This window comes from Sporomusa aerivorans, from assembly GCF_041428895.1.
Classification (GTDB): domain Bacteria; phylum Bacillota; class Negativicutes; order Sporomusales; family Sporomusaceae; genus Sporomusa; species Sporomusa aerivorans.
In genome coordinates, this window is sequence record NZ_CP156926.1 from 3,790,729 (window position 1) to 3,807,181 (window position 16,453).

20 protein-coding genes and 1 pseudogene are annotated in these 16,453 nt (G+C 42.1%); 4 read left to right on the top strand and 17 right to left on the bottom strand.

Annotated features, from left to right (window positions below; genetic code table 11):
- Positions 1-171 precede the first annotated feature (171 nt).
- Entirely contained in the window at positions 172-1,146 is a 975-nt protein-coding gene (locus tag SATMO3_RS18130) for an alpha/beta hydrolase (RefSeq protein ID WP_371371147.1), read from the top strand.
- Positions 1,147-1,788: 642 nt separating this feature from the next.
- On the opposite strand, the gene SATMO3_RS18135 is transcribed toward SATMO3_RS18130, so the two are convergent.
- From SATMO3_RS18135 to SATMO3_RS18145, 3 genes are all read right to left on the bottom strand, one after another.
- The gene (locus SATMO3_RS18135; RefSeq protein ID WP_371371148.1) at positions 1,789-2,676 is read right to left on the bottom strand and encodes a LysR family transcriptional regulator; all 888 of its coding nucleotides are present in this window, start codon (positions 2,674-2,676) and stop codon (positions 1,789-1,791) included.
- Positions 2,677-2,850: 174 nt separating this feature from the next.
- Positions 2,851-3,372, bottom strand: coding sequence for an MATE family efflux transporter (locus SATMO3_RS18140; RefSeq protein ID WP_371381744.1), 522 nt, complete (start codon positions 3,370-3,372; stop codon positions 2,851-2,853).
- Positions 3,373-3,417: 45 nt separating this feature from the next.
- The gene (locus SATMO3_RS18145) at positions 3,418-4,185 is read right to left on the bottom strand and encodes an MATE family efflux transporter (protein WP_371371149.1); all 768 of its coding nucleotides are present in this window, start codon (positions 4,183-4,185) and stop codon (positions 3,418-3,420) included.
- 974 nt (positions 4,186-5,159) lie between these two features.
- Between SATMO3_RS18145 and SATMO3_RS18150 the strand changes: the two genes are divergently transcribed.
- Positions 5,160-5,498 carry a 4Fe-4S binding protein gene (locus SATMO3_RS18150; RefSeq protein ID WP_371371150.1) on the top strand — a complete coding sequence of 113 codons (339 nt, stop codon included), beginning with the start codon at positions 5,160-5,162 and terminating at the stop codon, positions 5,496-5,498.
- Positions 5,499-5,530: 32 nt separating this feature from the next.
- A complete protein-coding gene (locus SATMO3_RS18155) occupies positions 5,531-6,208 on the top strand; it encodes a flavodoxin family protein (RefSeq protein ID WP_371371151.1) in 678 nt (225 codons plus the stop codon).
- A gap of 417 nt (positions 6,209-6,625) precedes the next feature.
- Here the strand turns inward: SATMO3_RS18155 and SATMO3_RS18160 are convergent, their stop codons facing one another.
- The 11 genes and pseudogenes from SATMO3_RS18160 to SATMO3_RS18210 all read right to left on the bottom strand — a co-directional run bounded on the left by SATMO3_RS18160 (position 6,626) and on the right by SATMO3_RS18210 (position 13,413).
- Positions 6,626-6,829 (bottom strand): hypothetical protein, encoded by a 204-nt coding sequence (locus tag SATMO3_RS18160; protein WP_371371152.1) that lies wholly within the window; start codon positions 6,827-6,829, stop codon positions 6,626-6,628.
- A gap of 263 nt (positions 6,830-7,092) precedes the next feature.
- Positions 7,093-8,034, bottom strand: coding sequence for an aldo/keto reductase (locus SATMO3_RS18165; RefSeq protein ID WP_371381745.1), 942 nt, complete (start codon positions 8,032-8,034; stop codon positions 7,093-7,095).
- 188 nt (positions 8,035-8,222) lie between these two features.
- Positions 8,223-8,279: pseudogene (locus SATMO3_RS18170) on the bottom strand (twin-arginine translocation signal domain-containing protein); the annotation flags it as partial.
- 363 nt (positions 8,280-8,642) lie between these two features.
- Positions 8,643-9,716 carry an alpha/beta hydrolase gene (locus tag SATMO3_RS18175; protein ID WP_371371153.1) on the bottom strand — a complete coding sequence of 358 codons (1,074 nt, stop codon included), beginning with the start codon at positions 9,714-9,716 and terminating at the stop codon, positions 8,643-8,645.
- A gap of 429 nt (positions 9,717-10,145) precedes the next feature.
- Positions 10,146-10,292, bottom strand: coding sequence for an aldo/keto reductase (locus SATMO3_RS18180; RefSeq protein ID WP_371371154.1), 147 nt, complete (start codon positions 10,290-10,292; stop codon positions 10,146-10,148).
- A 373-nt stretch (positions 10,293-10,665) separates the two neighbouring features.
- The gene (locus SATMO3_RS18185) at positions 10,666-11,307 is read right to left on the bottom strand and encodes a flavodoxin (protein WP_371371155.1); all 642 of its coding nucleotides are present in this window, start codon (positions 11,305-11,307) and stop codon (positions 10,666-10,668) included.
- A 20-nt stretch (positions 11,308-11,327) separates the two neighbouring features.
- A complete protein-coding gene (locus SATMO3_RS18190; protein ID WP_371371156.1) occupies positions 11,328-11,516 on the bottom strand; it encodes a hypothetical protein in 189 nt (62 codons plus the stop codon).
- Positions 11,517-11,673: 157 nt separating this feature from the next.
- On the bottom strand, positions 11,674-12,090 hold the full coding sequence (locus tag SATMO3_RS18195; protein ID WP_371371157.1) for a cupin domain-containing protein: 417 nt from the start codon (positions 12,088-12,090) through the stop codon (positions 11,674-11,676).
- A 95-nt stretch (positions 12,091-12,185) separates the two neighbouring features.
- The gene (locus tag SATMO3_RS18200; protein WP_371371158.1) at positions 12,186-12,335 is read right to left on the bottom strand and encodes a hypothetical protein; all 150 of its coding nucleotides are present in this window, start codon (positions 12,333-12,335) and stop codon (positions 12,186-12,188) included.
- A 41-nt stretch (positions 12,336-12,376) separates the two neighbouring features.
- The gene (locus tag SATMO3_RS18205; protein WP_371371159.1) at positions 12,377-12,853 is read right to left on the bottom strand and encodes a flavodoxin; all 477 of its coding nucleotides are present in this window, start codon (positions 12,851-12,853) and stop codon (positions 12,377-12,379) included.
- A gap of 14 nt (positions 12,854-12,867) precedes the next feature.
- Positions 12,868-13,413 (bottom strand): cyclophilin-like fold protein, encoded by a 546-nt coding sequence (locus SATMO3_RS18210; protein ID WP_371371160.1) that lies wholly within the window; start codon positions 13,411-13,413, stop codon positions 12,868-12,870.
- A 316-nt stretch (positions 13,414-13,729) separates the two neighbouring features.
- On the opposite strand from SATMO3_RS18210, the gene SATMO3_RS18215 reads away from it, so the two are divergent.
- Positions 13,730-14,785 (top strand): DUF362 domain-containing protein, encoded by a 1,056-nt coding sequence (locus SATMO3_RS18215; RefSeq protein ID WP_371371161.1) that lies wholly within the window; start codon positions 13,730-13,732, stop codon positions 14,783-14,785.
- Between the two features lie 58 nt (positions 14,786-14,843).
- Here the strand turns inward: SATMO3_RS18215 and SATMO3_RS18220 are convergent, their stop codons facing one another.
- The 3 genes from SATMO3_RS18220 to SATMO3_RS18230 all read right to left on the bottom strand — a co-directional run bounded on the left by SATMO3_RS18220 (position 14,844) and on the right by SATMO3_RS18230 (position 16,344).
- A complete protein-coding gene (locus SATMO3_RS18220) occupies positions 14,844-15,098 on the bottom strand; it encodes a hypothetical protein (RefSeq protein ID WP_371371162.1) in 255 nt (84 codons plus the stop codon).
- Positions 15,099-15,384: 286 nt separating this feature from the next.
- Complete coding sequence (locus SATMO3_RS18225; RefSeq protein ID WP_371371163.1) at positions 15,385-15,948, bottom strand: nitroreductase family protein; 564 nt, start codon at positions 15,946-15,948, stop codon at positions 15,385-15,387.
- A gap of 33 nt (positions 15,949-15,981) precedes the next feature.
- Complete coding sequence (locus SATMO3_RS18230) at positions 15,982-16,344, bottom strand: iron-containing alcohol dehydrogenase (protein WP_371371164.1); 363 nt, start codon at positions 16,342-16,344, stop codon at positions 15,982-15,984.
- Between the last annotated feature and the right edge of the window lie 109 nt (positions 16,345-16,453).

The window sequence follows — 16,453 nt, forward strand, 5'->3', positions numbered from 1 at the left end:
GCCAATTTGAATTATAGTACAAATAAATAAATTTTGATCTTGACTTGGACATAACTTCAGGGTTTATTATGTGACAATAACAAGCTTTGAAGAATTTAAGGAATGCCACTGATATAAGAAGCGAGAAGCTTAGATACCAAATTTTCTCATAAAGATCCATACGAGGTGGACATGCAATCGAATACTAATTTCAAAGTGTCAGAAAAGGGAATACGACGAAGACGGCTACTAGTCTGTATACTAATTGCTATTCTTTGTATAAGCGGAGTTGGCCTATTCATAGGAAACGTTATTTATAAAGAAACAAGCATCTTACATTCCCGCATGAATGTCCAAAATACCGGCAAGCTTAAGCAAATCTTAGAAAATGGTAAGAAGAGACAATGGTCAGATATTACCATCGAATCCCGCTTTGGTTATCCGTTGTCTGCCACGTATATTCCAAACCCAGCATCCACAGATAAAACTCTTATCTTCCTACATGGTTTTACCGAAGATCGCGCGACTGGTCTAAACTATTTAGATATTTATCTGAATGACGGCTTTAATCTCCTGCTTGTTGACTCACGGGCTCATGGCAATAGCGGCGGTAATTCGGTCACCTGGGGCAATTATGAAAAATATGATCTGGACCAGTGGGTGGATTGGGTTGGTCATCGTTTTCCCGGAGGCATGATCGGTGTTCATGGAATTTCCATGGGGGCAGCGACCGCGCTCATGCATGCCGAACTTAATGAAAAGAGCAAACGGGTAGCTTTCTATATTGCCGATAGCTCCTACTCTGATTTTGAAACATTGTTAGCGCTACAAATGGAGCAGCGGCTGAATCTTCCGGGAAAGGTTCTGACTAAGCTTTTACTACCATACGCAAATGTTGCTGCATATTTCAATTCCCGCTTTACCTTTCATCAGGCATCACCGATCCGGTCAGTGCGCAATATCACCACTCCCGTTCTTTACATTCACGGTGAAGCCGATGAACTTGTTCCTGTCAATATGGCCCTAGATCTCTATAATGCCACCAAAGGCCCCCGACAAATATATCTGTTTCCGCACGCTAAACATGTAGCTGCCATTTTTGATGACCACTATCGGTATGGTAGAGTCGTTCAAAATTTTGTTCAATCCATTGAACAGCATAGCTAATTCTGCCAATAGCTCGCAGGTGTTATTACTAAAACTCTTCATATTGGCAAGGAGGAAACCTATGAAAGGAATAGTATCTAGAAGAACTGTTTTGATCAGTATTTCATTATGTTTTGCAGCGCTCCTTTGGACAAACTGTTTTATTTCGGAGATCACCGAGCGGGTATTTGCATGGGACGCACACAAGACAGATACGCAAACAAACAAACCAATTCCAGCCAAGTATTGCTGGAGCTCTTTAGAGTTAGAAAATATCAATACGATTTTACCTATAAGATTAATTCTTCTAGCTATTAATTCCTTTTTCAACTATTTTCTGTTCAATTATTTGCAATTTTATGATCTATGTAATCCAACGTTTTCTTTATATCTTTCATTCTCGACATGAGCAGATTGCGCTGCTCGATAAGTAGTTTTTTTCTTGCCTCAAGGGTTTCATTACCTTGAAGAAAAAGCGCAACATAATCCACCAATACTTTAGCCGGAAGACCTGCATCTCGCATGCATTTGACAAATTCGACCCACCCGCAGTCTTCTTCTGTATAATCTCTGATTCCGCTTTTATCATACAAAAACGAGTGTAAAAGGCTTTTTACACTCGCATTATAAACTTAGGAGTAAAAAGATGAAAAATACTCATATTTACTTATTTATGCCTAAAAGGCATTTAACGTGTCTTATAAATTCGGTTGTTGCCAAACTGAAAGGTTGTTGTCTTTTCCAGGCTAAGACAGTAGTTGCCGTAATTTCCGGGTACAGAGGTTTATAACAAATTTTTGATTTATCCCAAAAGGGGATTGCCCCCTCAATTACCAGGGCATATCCCAAGCCGTTTCGTACCATGATTGCTGCATTGGTACTCATGCTATGTGAAAATACAATATTGAGACTTTTGAAATAGTCCCCAAACCAGCTTGCCAGTTCATTCCGCAAACTGGTACGGCGCGTTATAATCATTGGTAAATTCTTTAAATCTTCAGCTGTGACATAGTCTTTCTTCGCCAATTCATCGTCTGGAGGCATTAATACAACCCATCTTTCTTTTACATTGAGTCGTATATAATCATATTTTTCAATATTAACCGGTTCCAATAACAAGCCAATGTCTGTCAACCCTCTATCCATCCTGTCTTTGATTTGGTCTGCATTTGCAGTGTATAGATCGTATCTGACGCGAGGATATTTCTGATGAAAGGACTTAATAAAATCAGACAATACTTGTACTGAAGCTAGCTCACCACATCCAAACGAAACCACACCATCAATCAGTGCTTCCTCCTCAAGTAGTTCCCTTTCCGTCTTGTCGATCAATTCTATAATTTCTTCTGCACGGCGACGCAATAAAACACCCTCGTTCGTCAGTGCGATTTTTCGCTTCTCTCTGGAAAATAAGTTAACACCAAGTTCTTCTTCCAGCTGTGCCAACTGCCGACTTAATGTCGGCTGAGTAATATGCAGTACTTCAGCTGCCCGTGTAATGCTTTCTTCTCTGACAACGGCTAGAAAGTATTGCAGAACTCTAAATTCCATGCGAATACCTCCAAAATTATTGATGCTTTTTTTGTTGATATTATATTTGATTCATGCCTAAAAGTAAATAATTGATAGATAGCTAAAATCCAAGCATTATTTTTCTCCTGGTGAATCCAGCGGTTTGATTGTTTGGCATATTTGCGCCCTTCTTATTGAAACGACTCTGTTTTCTTAAACGACCGCGTAATTTTTCCATTTTCCACTCCGCCAGCGCCAGATAAAGCAGCTGCTGCGGAATACCCAGTCCACAAGCATGGCGATCCACACACTCAATACGCCGAGTCCAATACTATAGGCAAGTAGATAACTGCAACCAATCCGAAAAAACCACATGGATAGAATGGAAATGAACATAGGGTATTTCACATCGCCAGCCGCCCGAAATGCGTTAGGCAGGGTGAAGGACGCGGGCCAGACCGTCATACAACCAATTCCGTGAATGAGCATGATCTTAAAAGCGAGTGAAAATGTTCCCTCGGACAGATTGTACAATCCCAGGATCGGCTTTAACAAGAGCATTGTGACCACATTGAGTGTTATCATATAAATCCAGGATAATTTAAGCAGATATTTGATGTATTTGTCTGCCTGCTTATACTCTTTTGCGCCGATGCACTGGGCGACTACGGTCGTGATTGCTAATCCCAGGGCCTGCCCTGGAATGACTTCCAGGCCGGTCAAACTGGTCCCCACGGCATGAGGTGATGGCAGTGGTCCCAAAGGCAGCAACTAGGCTGGTCATGATAATTCTGCGACTTGAAATATGCCACCTTCCAGTCCATTTGGAACGCCAATGCGCAGGATTCGTTTGATCATACCGAAGTCCACATTCCGCAGAGAATAGGAGCGAACAGAAATTGCCAAATTGGGATTGCGCAGCTTGACTATCATGATAATGGCGGCGACGGTTCTCGAAATTGCGCCAGACAGCGCCGCCCCGACTACGCCCATCCCCAGCCCGTAAATAAAAATCGCGCTACCCATGATATTTATCACATTCATAATGAGCGAGTTTGTCATGACAACCTTAGTCTTGCCCATTCCTAGAAACAATGCGGCGACAGAGTTATAGACCCCGATAAATGGGTAGGAAAACGACGTAATGTAGAAGTATATCCTTGCGCTGTTCATGACATCCGCTTCTATATTGCCAAAAAAGGTTACTAAAATCTGGCGGTTCAGAAGCAGGCAAATCAGCATGATCAGTATGGAGACTCCCGCTGTCGTGATCACCAGTTGTTCTCCCGCCCGGCTGCTATTTTTCCTGTCACCTCTGCCAAGATATTGACCGGCGACAATCGCTCCGCCAGTTGCAAGCGCTGTGAGCAGGTTGATGATCAGCACATTGATCGTCTCAACCAGCGCCACACCCGCAACAGCGCTTTCTCCTGCGCAGGAAACCATGATAGTATCAAACATGCCGATGGTCTGCGCCAATGTCTGCTCAATCAGCAATGGGACAATAAGTTTTCTCAAATCCTTTTTGCTGAACATGCCATGTTCCATGGCTTGTGGCCCTTGTGTGTCGTTTTTTTTTCTGGCGGTTCGGACATCCCCTCGCCTCCTAAGTACAGCTACGGAAAGATTTCAACGGCTGTTTTTAGAAATTAAAATGACGGTATACGTGAGTTATATAATGCATGCTATTGATATTAGGCCGTTGATAATGGGAATTGAATATTAATATCCTTTATTAATTCCATTTTGTCGATAAAGAAACTATTATCTCAATATTATCACTATGTGATTCTCGACTGATTACCTCGAAACAGCCACCCGTAAAAACATCTACCTAATACCAATCCGGTTATTATACGGCTCGCATAATTATAATAAGATTTAAATTTAGAAAAGATATAAAAAAAGGCGATTGGTACTTTTTAAACAGGTATAAATCACATTTTATTTTTTGCTGCTTAATACGCTTTCGGATTAGAGACATTATGTACCCCCAATAATAAAATCATATTTTTACAGAAAAAGCTTGACTTGGCGTTGACTCCAAATGATAAACTATTCCCAAAATAAATGGGGGGATAAGATGAGACAAAAAAAAATCGGCGGCACTTGCTCTTTTAGCTGCTGACATTGCATTCGCTGGAGCATATTTATCACAAAAAACATTATCGAAAAAAACTGCTCAAAAGCTAGCAATACATTATCACCGTTATGAAACCCTATGGCGGTAAATGACGGCACACTACCATTCGATCGTACCCTGTCGATACCACAGGCACCTAGTACGCTTTGGACTGGCCAGCCAATAATATCGTGGCCCGGTATTGACATCGACGCTGTCAATAAATGTCTGGATTAGCTAACTCAGACAACGAATCATCCAAACTACTATTTCAAATTGTCAAGACATGCTGGCTATGGTGCATCTGCGAACACGGTCTCCGTTCCACATAAATATATGTGAACGGATATCGGATTGTTGGGAAAATAAAAGATGGTATCAAAACTACAGGAGGTGGACTTTGAATAGAAGAGACTTTATCGCAAGTGCCGGAGTAGGACTTGCAACTATCCTACTGGGCGACTATAACTTTATATCTATAGCAGCCGCACAAGATCAGAACGGTGTCTGCATTTATTGTAACAATTGCCAGCCATGCCCTGCCGGTATTGACATCAGCGCCGTCAATAAATGTCTGGATTTAGCTAACTCAAGCAACGAATCGGCCAAAGACTACTACTTCAATTTGTCAAAACATGCTAGCGATTGTATCGGCTGCGGTGTCTGCGAGCAACGCTGTCCAGTCCACGTAAAGGTACGCAAGCAAATGAGACAAGCTATCGGATTGTTTGGAAAATAAAAGGATGATATCAAAACTACAGGAGGTGCACCATGAATAGAAGAGACTTTATCGCAAGTACTGGAGTAGGACTTGCAACTATCCTGCTAGGTGGTTGTAATTTTATGGTACAAGACAAAGCTCAACAACAGTCTGTTGCACTGGCAGCAACAAATGGTGATAAAGAGAGGAGTAAGAACATGAAAATAACAGTTATTACAGGCAGTCCACATAAAGAGGGTACATCAGCATTATTAGCGGATAAATTCATCGAGGGAGCTAAAACAGCCGGACACAATACTTTTCGGTTTAATGCAGCTTTTGAAGAGGTACATCCCTGTATAGGCTGTGACCGTTGTGGGATGAATGGTCCCTGTATCTATAAAGATTCCATGGAAAAGTTGAATCCTGAGCTTTTGTCCGCAGATCTTGTAGCCTTTGTCACGCCGCTTTACTATTGGGGTATGTCGGCTCAGCTAAAAACTGTCGTTGACCGTTTCTATGCAAACAACTCTCCTTTGCATGTAAATAAAAAATCAGTTCTTCTGGCGACAGCCTACGATGCAAACGACTGGACTTTTAAAGCGCTTACCGAACATTACCAGACTCTGCTACGTTATATGGGTTGGGAAAATGCGGGGATTGTGCTGGCAGGAGGTTGTGGCACAAGAAGCGTCATTGAGCGGACAGATTTTCCGAATCAAGCCTATAAGCTAGGAGTAAATTTATAGCCCTCTCGATATTACGTTATACTAATTAAACTATGAAATATCAAAAGATACCAAAAGGAAAGATGCAAAAGCTATGGAGAGTTTATACCCTATTTTATGCCAATTTTAAGCTTGTGCAAGTTCCAGTACGGCCCTTGTTTCCACTGTTTTTCCGTTTTGTTATCCAAAATTCAGGCAACTTTGATTGAGGCACAAATAAAGTCCGTTTTTAGGCCTCATTCTAAAAACGGGCGCTGTGCCCTCTCTGACATCCTGTCCAAAAACAGGATACTTTTTAGTTTATTTTTTGATTCACTTTATTAGTTATATTTTAATGCAAACTTACTTGTTTATGGATAATATCTGCATTTGCATAATCACTATATTGCCGCCTCTCTTTGTATTTGGGTTAATATCAATGCTGCTTTATCCATAGGACTAATCTTTTGCCTTTTTTGATGTTATTTCTTTTTCAATAATCGCCTGATCAAATATTGCAATTTTATGGTCTAGGCGGTCCAACGTTTTCTTTATCTCTTCTATTCTTGCCTTAAGCAAATTACGCTGCTCAGAAATCAATTCTTTTCTTGCCTCAAGAGTTTCTGCCTCACCCTGTTGAAACAATGCAACATACTTTTGCAATCATCATATGGTTTCACCTCCTGATATCTAATTTTGTATATTATAATATCTGGAGTTAACTTCAAGTCAAGGGTAAAGAAGAAAAAATACGCTTTGCGTATTTTTTTAACTAGTAAAATGATAAAAAGCAGTAGCATTTCGCTTGCGCCGATCCATCTTCACCATCGCCCACCATATCAATCACTTAGGCGAGTGGCTATTATCGGTCTGTTTATTTTTGAATTGTACTTGCTGCAACCTCAGTTTTTCTTCAAGCTCCGCACCTAGGTATTTCTAATCATGGCAGTAATCAATTTTTTTGACTGATCATAAGTTTTTAGTGTCCAACTAGTTTTTTGTTGTTCTGCGGGATATCGATCACCAATGATCGTAACCTTTGAAAGGGATCTTTCAAGTTCTAGTAATTCCTCGGAGGTGAGTGCCATATCTGCTGCTCTAAGATTCTCTTCCAGATGCGCCAGTTTTGTTGTACCCGGGATTGGAACGATCCATGGTTTTTTAGCAAGTAACCATGTTAACGCTACTTGTGTAGATGCCATTCCTCTTGTTCGTCCTAATTCGGTGAGCACCTCTACAAAAGCCATATTCGCCCTTATGGCTTCCCGCTGAAAGCGAGGCAAGGTGTTGCGATTGTCATTGCCGTTATTGAAGTTCGTATATTCATTCAATGTACCACCGAGGAAGCCGCGATTAAGCGGGCTGTAAGGCACAAAACCTATGCCCAGTTCTTCTAATACCGGCAGAATATCTCGTTCTGGGTCTCTCCACATCAGGTGATATTCACTTTGGACAGCGGTAAGCGGCTGAACGGCATGAGCACGGCGAATTGTTGTCGGCCCCACTTCGCAAAGGCCAAAGTGTCTTACCTTGCCTTCCTGGATTAATTCCTTCACGGTTCCCGCGACCTCTTCAATCGGCACATTCGAGTCAAAGCGGTGTTGATAGAACAGTTCTATCGTTTCGAGCCTAAGCCGTTTAAGGGATTGTTCGGCAACCTTTCGGATATTCTCGGGACGACTGTTCTGCATGCCGGTATTCTTACCATTTTCTATGCGATGACCAAATTTGGTTGTAACGGCGACTTTGCCCCTATAAGAAGCAAGTGCTCCTCCTGCAAGTTCTTCGTTGGTGAATGGACCGTAAACCTCAGCTGTATCGAATAATGTAATCCCTCGTTCTGGGCTTGACGGAGTAATTCTATCAATGCTCTCTTTTCAGGATGAGGACCACGGTTATAGTTCATTCCCATGACACTAAAGCCTAACGCTGACACTTCCATGCTATCTTTTCCTGATCCCAGCGTGCGATGCTTGGTAATCATAGCCTGCTTAGCTTTATTCTTCCCCACAAATGATGACGGCTGTGCCGCTGCCACGTTACTAATAGAATAAGGTATAAACAAAGCTACGCCTAGAATTGCCGACGTCTTTAAGAAGTTTCGGCGATCCAAACCATTTCCATTTTTTTAAATCCTCCTGTTTAACCGTTGCTTCCGTGTTTTTCTCAGCTTTCATTTTTTCGCTCATCCAACTTTTCTTTTACCTCAATTTTTAGGTTGCTGCGCAATTGCGCCTCTTCTTGATTTTTTCCTATGATACAGTCTAGTATTCACTCCATGTCAATCGTTTTTTTTGTATTTTGGTGGTATTTATTAATTTAACGACCTCGCAAATGGCTATCTCGAATGAACGTGCCGATCGTATAGGCTAGCGAGAAAGCCGTGCCAAGCTAATTAAGCTTTCCGGTAAAGGAACGTCCCTAGCAAAAAAGCGTATTCGCAATTTTCTTGTGAGTACGCCTTTTAACTTTATTACTATTTCAGATATTTGGAAAAGAACGTGTCCAATTTATCAAATGGAATAATGTCCTTTCGATCATACAAATCGATATGTCTGGCCCCTTTGACAATATACAGTTCCTTCGGCTCAACTGCCCGTTTATACGTATCTTCTGTAAAATAACGTGAATGCGCGTTTTCACCCATGATAAACAGAATCGGACGCGGTGAAATCATATCAATATAATTCAACAGAGGAAAGTTCATGAACGCCATATCACTCGTAACCGTAAAAGCACCTATCGAATTCGGATGATGTCCCCGTGGTCCCACATAATATTCAATAAACTCATCTGCAATTGGGTTCACTGACTTTTCAGGAATTTTTGTTGGACGCGGAGGTGTTAACTGTGGCAAACCACTATCAACATCTTTCCATCGTTGCTCAGCTAACTCATCAAGATGTTTATTCTTTTCTTCTGGTGTCATACGATCTAACAATCCATTACGCTTTACACGACTCATATCATACATACTCGCAGTTGCAACCGCCTTAATTCGACGATCGAACTGCGCCGCAGTAAGAGCAAATCCGCCACTGCCACAAATGCCAATCGCACCAATTTTTTCTCGGTCTACGTACGGAAGCGTTCCTAAATAATCGACACCTGCACTAAAGTCTTCTGTAAAAATATCCGGCGAAGAAACATGTCTAGGATCGCCACCACTTTCGCCATTATAAGATTCATCAAATGCAATAGCTACAAAACCGCGCTCAGCCATTGTTTGTGCATAAATCCCAGCGCCCTGCTCCTTTACACCGCCATACGGTGTGCCGATAACCAGCGCTTTATGTTTCGTAGTTTTGTTAATATTCTTTGGCAAATATAGGTCTGCGGCAATAGTAACGCCATATCTGTTTTTATAAGAGACTTTTTCTGTCATTACCTTATCACTAGGCGGAAAAGTTTTTCCATTGATTAAATTTTCAGTTACTGGCTGCTCATCGGCTGCCAATACTGTACCAATACCACTCGTAAACAACATCAGTCCCAATGCCGTAGCGGAAAGTATTTTAAATACATTCGTAAGAATTACTTTCTTTTTCATATTTTTGCCCCTTTCACTTTTTTAAGTGTCCGTAACTTCTGGTTAACCCCAATAAATATCTGCATATCCAGCTTTAGAGATTACATAACGTATCGCCTCAATCCCCCCTTTCCCGCAAAGCCTGATAAATACTTAATGATCGAGCGGGCTGACTTCCTTGCGAAGCCCATCAGATAATCCCTCAAGGGCACATTTCGTTGCCGAGTAGTAGCCCGCAGTAAGGCAAGCGGCAATCGATTTAATAAATCCTATGATATAGTCTGGTGTTCACTCTATGTCAATAGTTTTTTTGTATTTTTGGGGGGGATTTATTAATTTCGCAAATGGCTATTTAGATAATAAAAGAAAAAAACCGAATTTACTTTCCGGCTAAAGAAAGCAAATTTATCTGCTAAATAAAAGCTGTCACGGGGGTACTTCTTCAGTGTATTACCCAAAAGTTTCTGACAGTCCGCGATGATACACATAAGCGGTATCAAAGTAGTTCACACCGCGACGGTAGGCATAATCAATCATTTTTTCAGCCAGTTCCGTATCAATGCGAGAATGATCTTTATTGACTACTGGAAAGCGCATGCAGCCGAAACCCAATAATGGAATTTCTACACCAGAGCCTTTCTTTTTTCAACCTGCGGTGGCGTCCTGTTTTCGGCATCTTTACGCTAAACGCTCACTTCTGTCAAGGCCATAAAGAAGTGCAGCAAGGCCTAGTGCCCCGCCTCCCATATACTTTAATGCCTGCCGACGGCTGATGCTTTTTTCTGTTCAGGCGTCTGCTCTGTCATATTATTATTCACCTTCATCTTAGGTAAATTTTCTAATTTTCCGGTTCATCAATGGCAGCGGTATATTTTGCTTGCTAAAAACCTCATTGACAGCTTAAGTACATTTAAGATTTAGCAAAGCCGAAGAGTGCACATTGATAGACCGCCTCCTTGATTCCGATATGTTATTCGCCAAAGCCCACCTTACTCAGCCAGGCAAGAATATCCTTTTGCTCGTACTTACTGCTTCCATAAAGTACAAGTTCATCAAATACCCGGGCTGTAGGTGCAAGCTTTTTGATGTCCTCCAGGCTGTGACCTGCCCCATATCCGCCGTGCGTACAAAACGGAATAATCGTCTTACCGGCGAGATTAGCTTCAGCTAAAAAAGTGGCAACCGGTGGAGCGACCGTGTACCACCAAATCGGCGTACCGACAAAAATGACGTCATAAGCTGCGAGATTTGCCACTTTTGCCTTAAGCGGCGGCTTATAGCCCGACTCTACTTCCTGTTTTCCCTGCTTTACCACCGTATCATAGTCTGTAGAATACGGCGTCGCAGGCTGAAGCTCAAAGATATCACCATCGACATTCTGCCGGATCTGTTCCGCAAGAATACGCGTATTGCCTGTATAAGAAAAATAAACTACCAACGCCTTTTGTTTCGGAATACTTGGTCCATTTTTGCTTTCTGTCAAGGGCACGGCTGCTGTCTGTTGCGGCGTCTTCGAAGTCCCCACAACATCCGGCTTTTGCAGAATTTCTACAGCTGCAAAAGCAAGTACCGCAAGCACGGCAACGGCAAGTGCAAGATACTTTATTTTCATCTTTTGCATTCCTCCAAAGCCTATTTCAAACATTTATTTTCTATAGGCTGATTGATACTTTGTTCTACAATTTCCTGTGCCATCCGAGCATATTCTTCCTCTGACACATAACTACTCTCGACGATATAGACTAGGCATAAAAACAGGCTGAACGCGCCAACTACCATCATAACGGCAACCATCCTGAACAGCTTTTTTAAATCAATCACCTTTCCCCCACTCCTACAAATTTACATTTTGTTTTCTATTGAATTAGCTCAAAGTCAATCGTTTTTATTGTTTCGCTATTTTTGAAAAGCGGAGTGCTGTGCCGACAAAATGTATCAGCACAGCACTCCGTTGTACTGTCATCGATATAATAATGGATTATTTTAATTGGTTGTATTCATCATCGGCAACCGGTTCCAACCATTCTGCAGGACCTGCCTGGCTATTGGTTTCAACGGAAAGGTGTACGAACCAACTGTCTCTGGCAGCACCGTGCCAATGTTTCACGTTTGCCGGAATCTTTACAACATCGCCTGCCTTAAGCTCATGTGCTGCTGTTCCCTCTTCCTGAGACCAGCCTCTGCCTCCTGTGACTAAAAGAATCTGACCGCCTGGATGCTTATGCCAGTTATTGCGACAGCCCGGCTCAAACGTTACGTTGCCGATCGGGCAATTAAATTCCTTGTCGCCCGGTACCAGCATCTGCAAATATGCCTGACCGATAAAGTTTTTACTGAATGGTTCCGGCATTTTATTACCTTTTGGAAAAATTATGCTATTGCTCAAATCACTCATTTGCTGATCTCCTTCTCTATTTTTTACTATATTCCAAACATTCTATTAATCCAAAGTGTACATAACTGTACCCACATGCCAATGCTCGGATTCTGCTATTCGTTATTGCCATAAGCTCCGCCCGGCAGCACGATAACGGCCGGACGCTTTGTCATTTGGAAGTCCTGCTGTTGTGATCTATCATGGACATAGATGCGGAGACTGACTCGTCCATCCTGCGTGAATTTCACTGTTTCATGCAGCATCAGCGAAGAAACCTCCCTTAGCTTAAAATTACTCGAAGCACCTATTTTACGCCAATCTTTTTCAACCAGGATTCTACCTGTGAATCCGTTACCGTACCGCCATATACGGAAAGAAGCGACAGCATCGTTGAATCAGAACAGAGCTTCTTGACTGTGGCTTCGATATGACCGGAGCCGCCTCCGCCGTGGGTGCAGAATGGAACAACATTCTTGCCTGACAAATCATAGCTTTCTAGGAAAGTGGCCACTGGCGGTGCTATCGTACTCCACCAGTTTGGCGTACCGACAAAGACCGTGTCATAAGTTGCAATATCCTTGACCTTGGTCGTAAGTTCAGGTCGGAAGCCCGCCTGGATTTCCTTTTTGGCCTGTTCCACGACTGTGTTGTAGTCACCAGGATAGGCCTTTTCCGGCACTAGCTCAAAGAGCGTCCCACCAGTCTCCTGCTCAATCAGCTTTGCCAATTTACGCGTGTTTCCAGAATGGGAATAATACACAATCAAAATGTTTTTGCTCATATAAAAAACCCCCTTCATTGATTTACAGCTTCGATCCTGATAGTAAAATCGCCATTCATCTTTGTCAGTTTCTCAAGTCCGGTCATAAGATGTCCAATTGGGATCAGTCCTTGAGAATAACGAAAATCATGGTAAAAGATCGCTAGATTCCCCCATGGAGCGCACAAGGTCAAATCACCTTCTGAAGGATCAATGCCGTCCGGCGCCTTTTCAGTAGAAAGCTTTCGCGGCGGATAGGCGATCTTTTCCGTGCCGTTAAAGTCCTTGAAACTCAACGTCAGCGGCAGCATAGACACAAGGTCACGGCTCGTCGGATTATCATACAGCTCTGCGACTGCTTCGCCACCCTCAAATGTCAGCTTAATCTTGGTAATTTGGACCGCTTTCTCAGCACTAGCGGCTGAACCCTGCCCCAGTGATGCAGATCCAGCTTTGTCCGGTGCCGGCTGTATGTTACCGGAGCTGCCTCCTTCACTTTTTGCTGTCCCCATGCCGCATCCGGCCAGTGAGATAACGGCTCCTACCATTAATGCGAAGAAAACGACTAGAAATTTTTTCATCCTATCACCTCTTTCCGAATGGTAATAGCAAACTCTGTAGGAAGTACTTAGGTACAAACACGTTTTGAATTTGTTCTACCCCCACAGGTTATCACTTGGAGTTAACTTAAAGTCAAGTTTTTTTCGGGATTTTTTAAATTTTTTTAAAACCAGATTAAAAAATTTTAAAGCCCTTCAATCCATAGAGAGTTTAAAGTATTTTACATTGTCACAAATAATCTATACTGTCCAACTTCTTCTTGACCTTGATCTTACTTTAAGTAGTATCCTAAACATGATGGATATTCTCAAAATCATGTTTAGGAGGTTTTATTTTATGAATTGGTCAAACAATCCCTTATCTCGACGCAATTTTATCCGACTTGCAAGTGGGGTTGTTGTCAGCTTTACAGCTTTTGGCCTTACCGGTTGTAGTGCGATAACAAACAAAAAAAACACCTCTGCAACATCCCCAAACAACAATATAAATAGTGCCATAGATACAGGAACAGAGCATGCCAAAGTATTCTTTACCAACAATATAAGCACAAAAGGACTTATTGATATTTATTCCCATATCAATGAAGGCATCACCGGTAAAGTCGCCATCAAACTCCATACCGGCGAGCCACACGGCCCAAACCTACTACCAATTGATCTCATTAAAAGTTTGCAAGGTACAATACCAAACAGCGCGATTGTTGAATGCAACGTACTTTATAATAGTCCTCGCCAACACACAGAAACACACCGCGAAGTTCTCAAAACGAATGGATTCACCTTTTGCCCAGTTGACATTATGGATGATGAAAAAGACATCATGCTGCCAGTACCAAATATAAAAGAGCGAATTGAAAAAAAACTTGTTGCAAATCCCTCTGCTCATATTATTGAAGTTCCTGTCGGCAGCCATATACTGAACTACGATTCTATGCTGGTCTATACCCATTTTAAAGGACATACAATGGGAGGCTTTGGCGGCTCGCTCAAAAATATCGGTATAGGTGCAGCTTCACGTAACGGTAAGGCAATTGTACATGGTGAAGGCTGGCCAATTGGCAAAGCTTTCCTTACGCGTATGGTTGAATCTGGATTTGCTATAGCCGACCATTTCAAAAATCATATTACTTATATTAACGTACTTAAGAATATGTCTGTTGACTGTGATTGCGATGCACATGGTGCCCCTCCGACTTGCAATGATATCGGCATTCTCGCTTCAACCGATATTCTCGCCATCGATCAGGCCTCTATTGATCTTGTCTACAAACTGCCGGAAAATCAACGTCATGACCTTGTAGAACGTATTGAATCTCGTGAGGGACTCTATCAACTGGACTATATGGAAGAACTTGGCCTAGGCAATCGCAAATATGACTTGATTCAAATTTAAATAGCTAAACAGGAAGTGCAACCATACATAGCACTTCCTATTTATTTTCCTTCGATCACTATTTCCCCAAAATAGTAATCATTTCTGCCATATTTTTTCGCCCCTCTACCTTAAAGGGGCATCGTGCTTCACAAGAACCACAGGCAATACATTCTGACGCCTTATGTTCCACTACCGCGTAACTCATGGTGTTTTTCGATGACCGGTTCCAGCAGTCACAGGTCAGTTGATGACAGGGACGCTGCCCCGAGCCCTCGAGAGGTTTACCGCTATTGTTTTCCAAGGCGGCGATAAAGAAGGGCGACACTCTCATAAGTATCGCCGCCTCGCCTAACTTCACACGCCGCTCGGGGCGCACCTCTGTGCTGCCCGATCTTGCGCATAAGTAAAAGCAAAATTTAGTTTCCACAAATTTTAGCGGAGTATTCCATTTACACGGTTCCCACAACACTCCCTCTTAAAACAAAACTGACACCATATGAAAAAAACGGTGCCACTCTGCATAATATTGTCTAATCCTACGATTGGGGTATTTATTTGATCTTCCTGGTTCTGGGTTCACTTCAAACAAAAGACAGGTATTTTTATAATCCTAAAATCTATATCCATTCTATAACTTCTTCTAATAATTTTCTTGGTCGTGCATATGGTAATTGATTTGGATAACCTATTGCTACTGCTGCTACAAGTTCTTCTTTTTTATTTAGCCAGTCACATATTTCTTTATCACAATGAAAAATATCACAAATCCAAAGAGTTCCTAATTCAAAATCTTGTGCTGCCAATAACATTGTTTGTACAGCAGCGCCTATTGATTGTGTATCAGTGAGTGATCTGCGATGATTATAATCTTCTTCAAAATTCGAAAAAGTATTGAATACCAAAATTACTACCGACGATTCATTAATTGAATTCATACTTAACTCAAAACTCCCAGTAACCTTATTCTGCTCGTTATACTGGCTTAAGGATAATTTCATAATATTTACCAAATCATCTTTCTTACCATTTTGAAGGACAATAAATTTCCATGGTTGACGGTTTTTCCCAGAAGGGGCTTTAGTTGCTAAAGTTAATACTTTTTCTATTATCTCTTTGGAAATTTTTCCATCTTGGAACTTTCTTATACTTCTACGTTCTTCTATTGCTTTTATTAATTCCATAGTTAGTCCTCCCAGTTTATCTCTTTCAGCTTACTACAATCCTCCTATTTCGCAAAACCTTGTGATGTAAAAACGGACACATACCGTTGTTAAGCGTACCACTGTGGAACAAGGCATCAAAGCCCTGATAGGCGGTACGGTAATCATTAGTTCCGGGTCGACAATGGTCAGCCCCGGGAACAACTCGTCAATACCGCCAAACCCTATTTTTTCATTCTTTTCTTCATGCGTAATCACACCATATGGATCAACTTCGGAGCCCGTGCCGGCCGTAGTGGTAATGGCGACGATCGGGAGCGGTTTATTAGTTATCGGTTTTCCGCTGCCGCCATGGACATAGTCCCAGCAATCGCCGTCATAGGTGTACATGGTTGCAATAGCCTTGGATGCATCCATACAACTTCCGCCACCCAGGGCAACGATGAAAAGCTGTGAAATTAATCCAACCTCCGTTGCTGCCCTTCCCTCTGGCTCGCTTTCATTCATTACAGGTCTACTTGCCTAA

Excerpts from the sequence above, each read along its gene's own strand:
- SATMO3_RS18225 (WP_371371163.1), bottom strand. The coding sequence starts at position 15,948 with ATGGAATTAATAAAAGCAATAGAAGAACGTAGAAGTATAAGAAAGTTC.
- SATMO3_RS18180 (WP_371371154.1), bottom strand. The coding sequence starts at position 10,292 with ATGCGCTTTCCAGTAGTCAATAAAGATCATTCTCGCATTGATACGGAA.
- SATMO3_RS18175 (WP_371371153.1), bottom strand. The coding sequence starts at position 9,716 with ATGAAAAAGAAAGTAATTCTTACGAATGTATTTAAAATACTTTCCGCT.
- SATMO3_RS18215 (WP_371371161.1), top strand. The coding sequence starts at position 13,730 with ATGAATTGGTCAAACAATCCCTTATCTCGACGCAATTTTATCCGACTT.
- SATMO3_RS18155 (WP_371371151.1), top strand. The coding sequence starts at position 5,531 with ATGAATAGAAGAGACTTTATCGCAAGTACTGGAGTAGGACTTGCAACT.
- SATMO3_RS18220 (WP_371371162.1), bottom strand. The coding sequence starts at position 15,098 with ATGAGAGTGTCGCCCTTCTTTATCGCCGCCTTGGAAAACAATAGCGGT.
- SATMO3_RS18130 (WP_371371147.1), top strand. The coding sequence starts at position 172 with ATGCAATCGAATACTAATTTCAAAGTGTCAGAAAAGGGAATACGACGA.
- SATMO3_RS18145 (WP_371371149.1), bottom strand. The coding sequence starts at position 4,185 with ATGGAACATGGCATGTTCAGCAAAAAGGATTTGAGAAAACTTATTGTC.
- SATMO3_RS18135 (WP_371371148.1), bottom strand. The coding sequence starts at position 2,676 with ATGGAATTTAGAGTTCTGCAATACTTTCTAGCCGTTGTCAGAGAAGAA.
- SATMO3_RS18210 (WP_371371160.1), bottom strand. The coding sequence starts at position 13,413 with ATGAAAAAATTTCTAGTCGTTTTCTTCGCATTAATGGTAGGAGCCGTT.
- SATMO3_RS18185 (WP_371371155.1), bottom strand. The coding sequence starts at position 11,307 with ATGAAAATAAAGTATCTTGCACTTGCCGTTGCCGTGCTTGCGGTACTT.
- SATMO3_RS18230 (WP_371371164.1), bottom strand. The coding sequence starts at position 16,344 with ATGGATGCATCCAAGGCTATTGCAACCATGTACACCTATGACGGCGAT.
- SATMO3_RS18200 (WP_371371158.1), bottom strand. The coding sequence starts at position 12,335 with ATGCTGCATGAAACAGTGAAATTCACGCAGGATGGACGAGTCAGTCTC.
- SATMO3_RS18205 (WP_371371159.1), bottom strand. The coding sequence starts at position 12,853 with ATGAGCAAAAACATTTTGATTGTGTATTATTCCCATTCTGGAAACACG.
- SATMO3_RS18195 (WP_371371157.1), bottom strand. The coding sequence starts at position 12,090 with ATGAGTGATTTGAGCAATAGCATAATTTTTCCAAAAGGTAATAAAATG.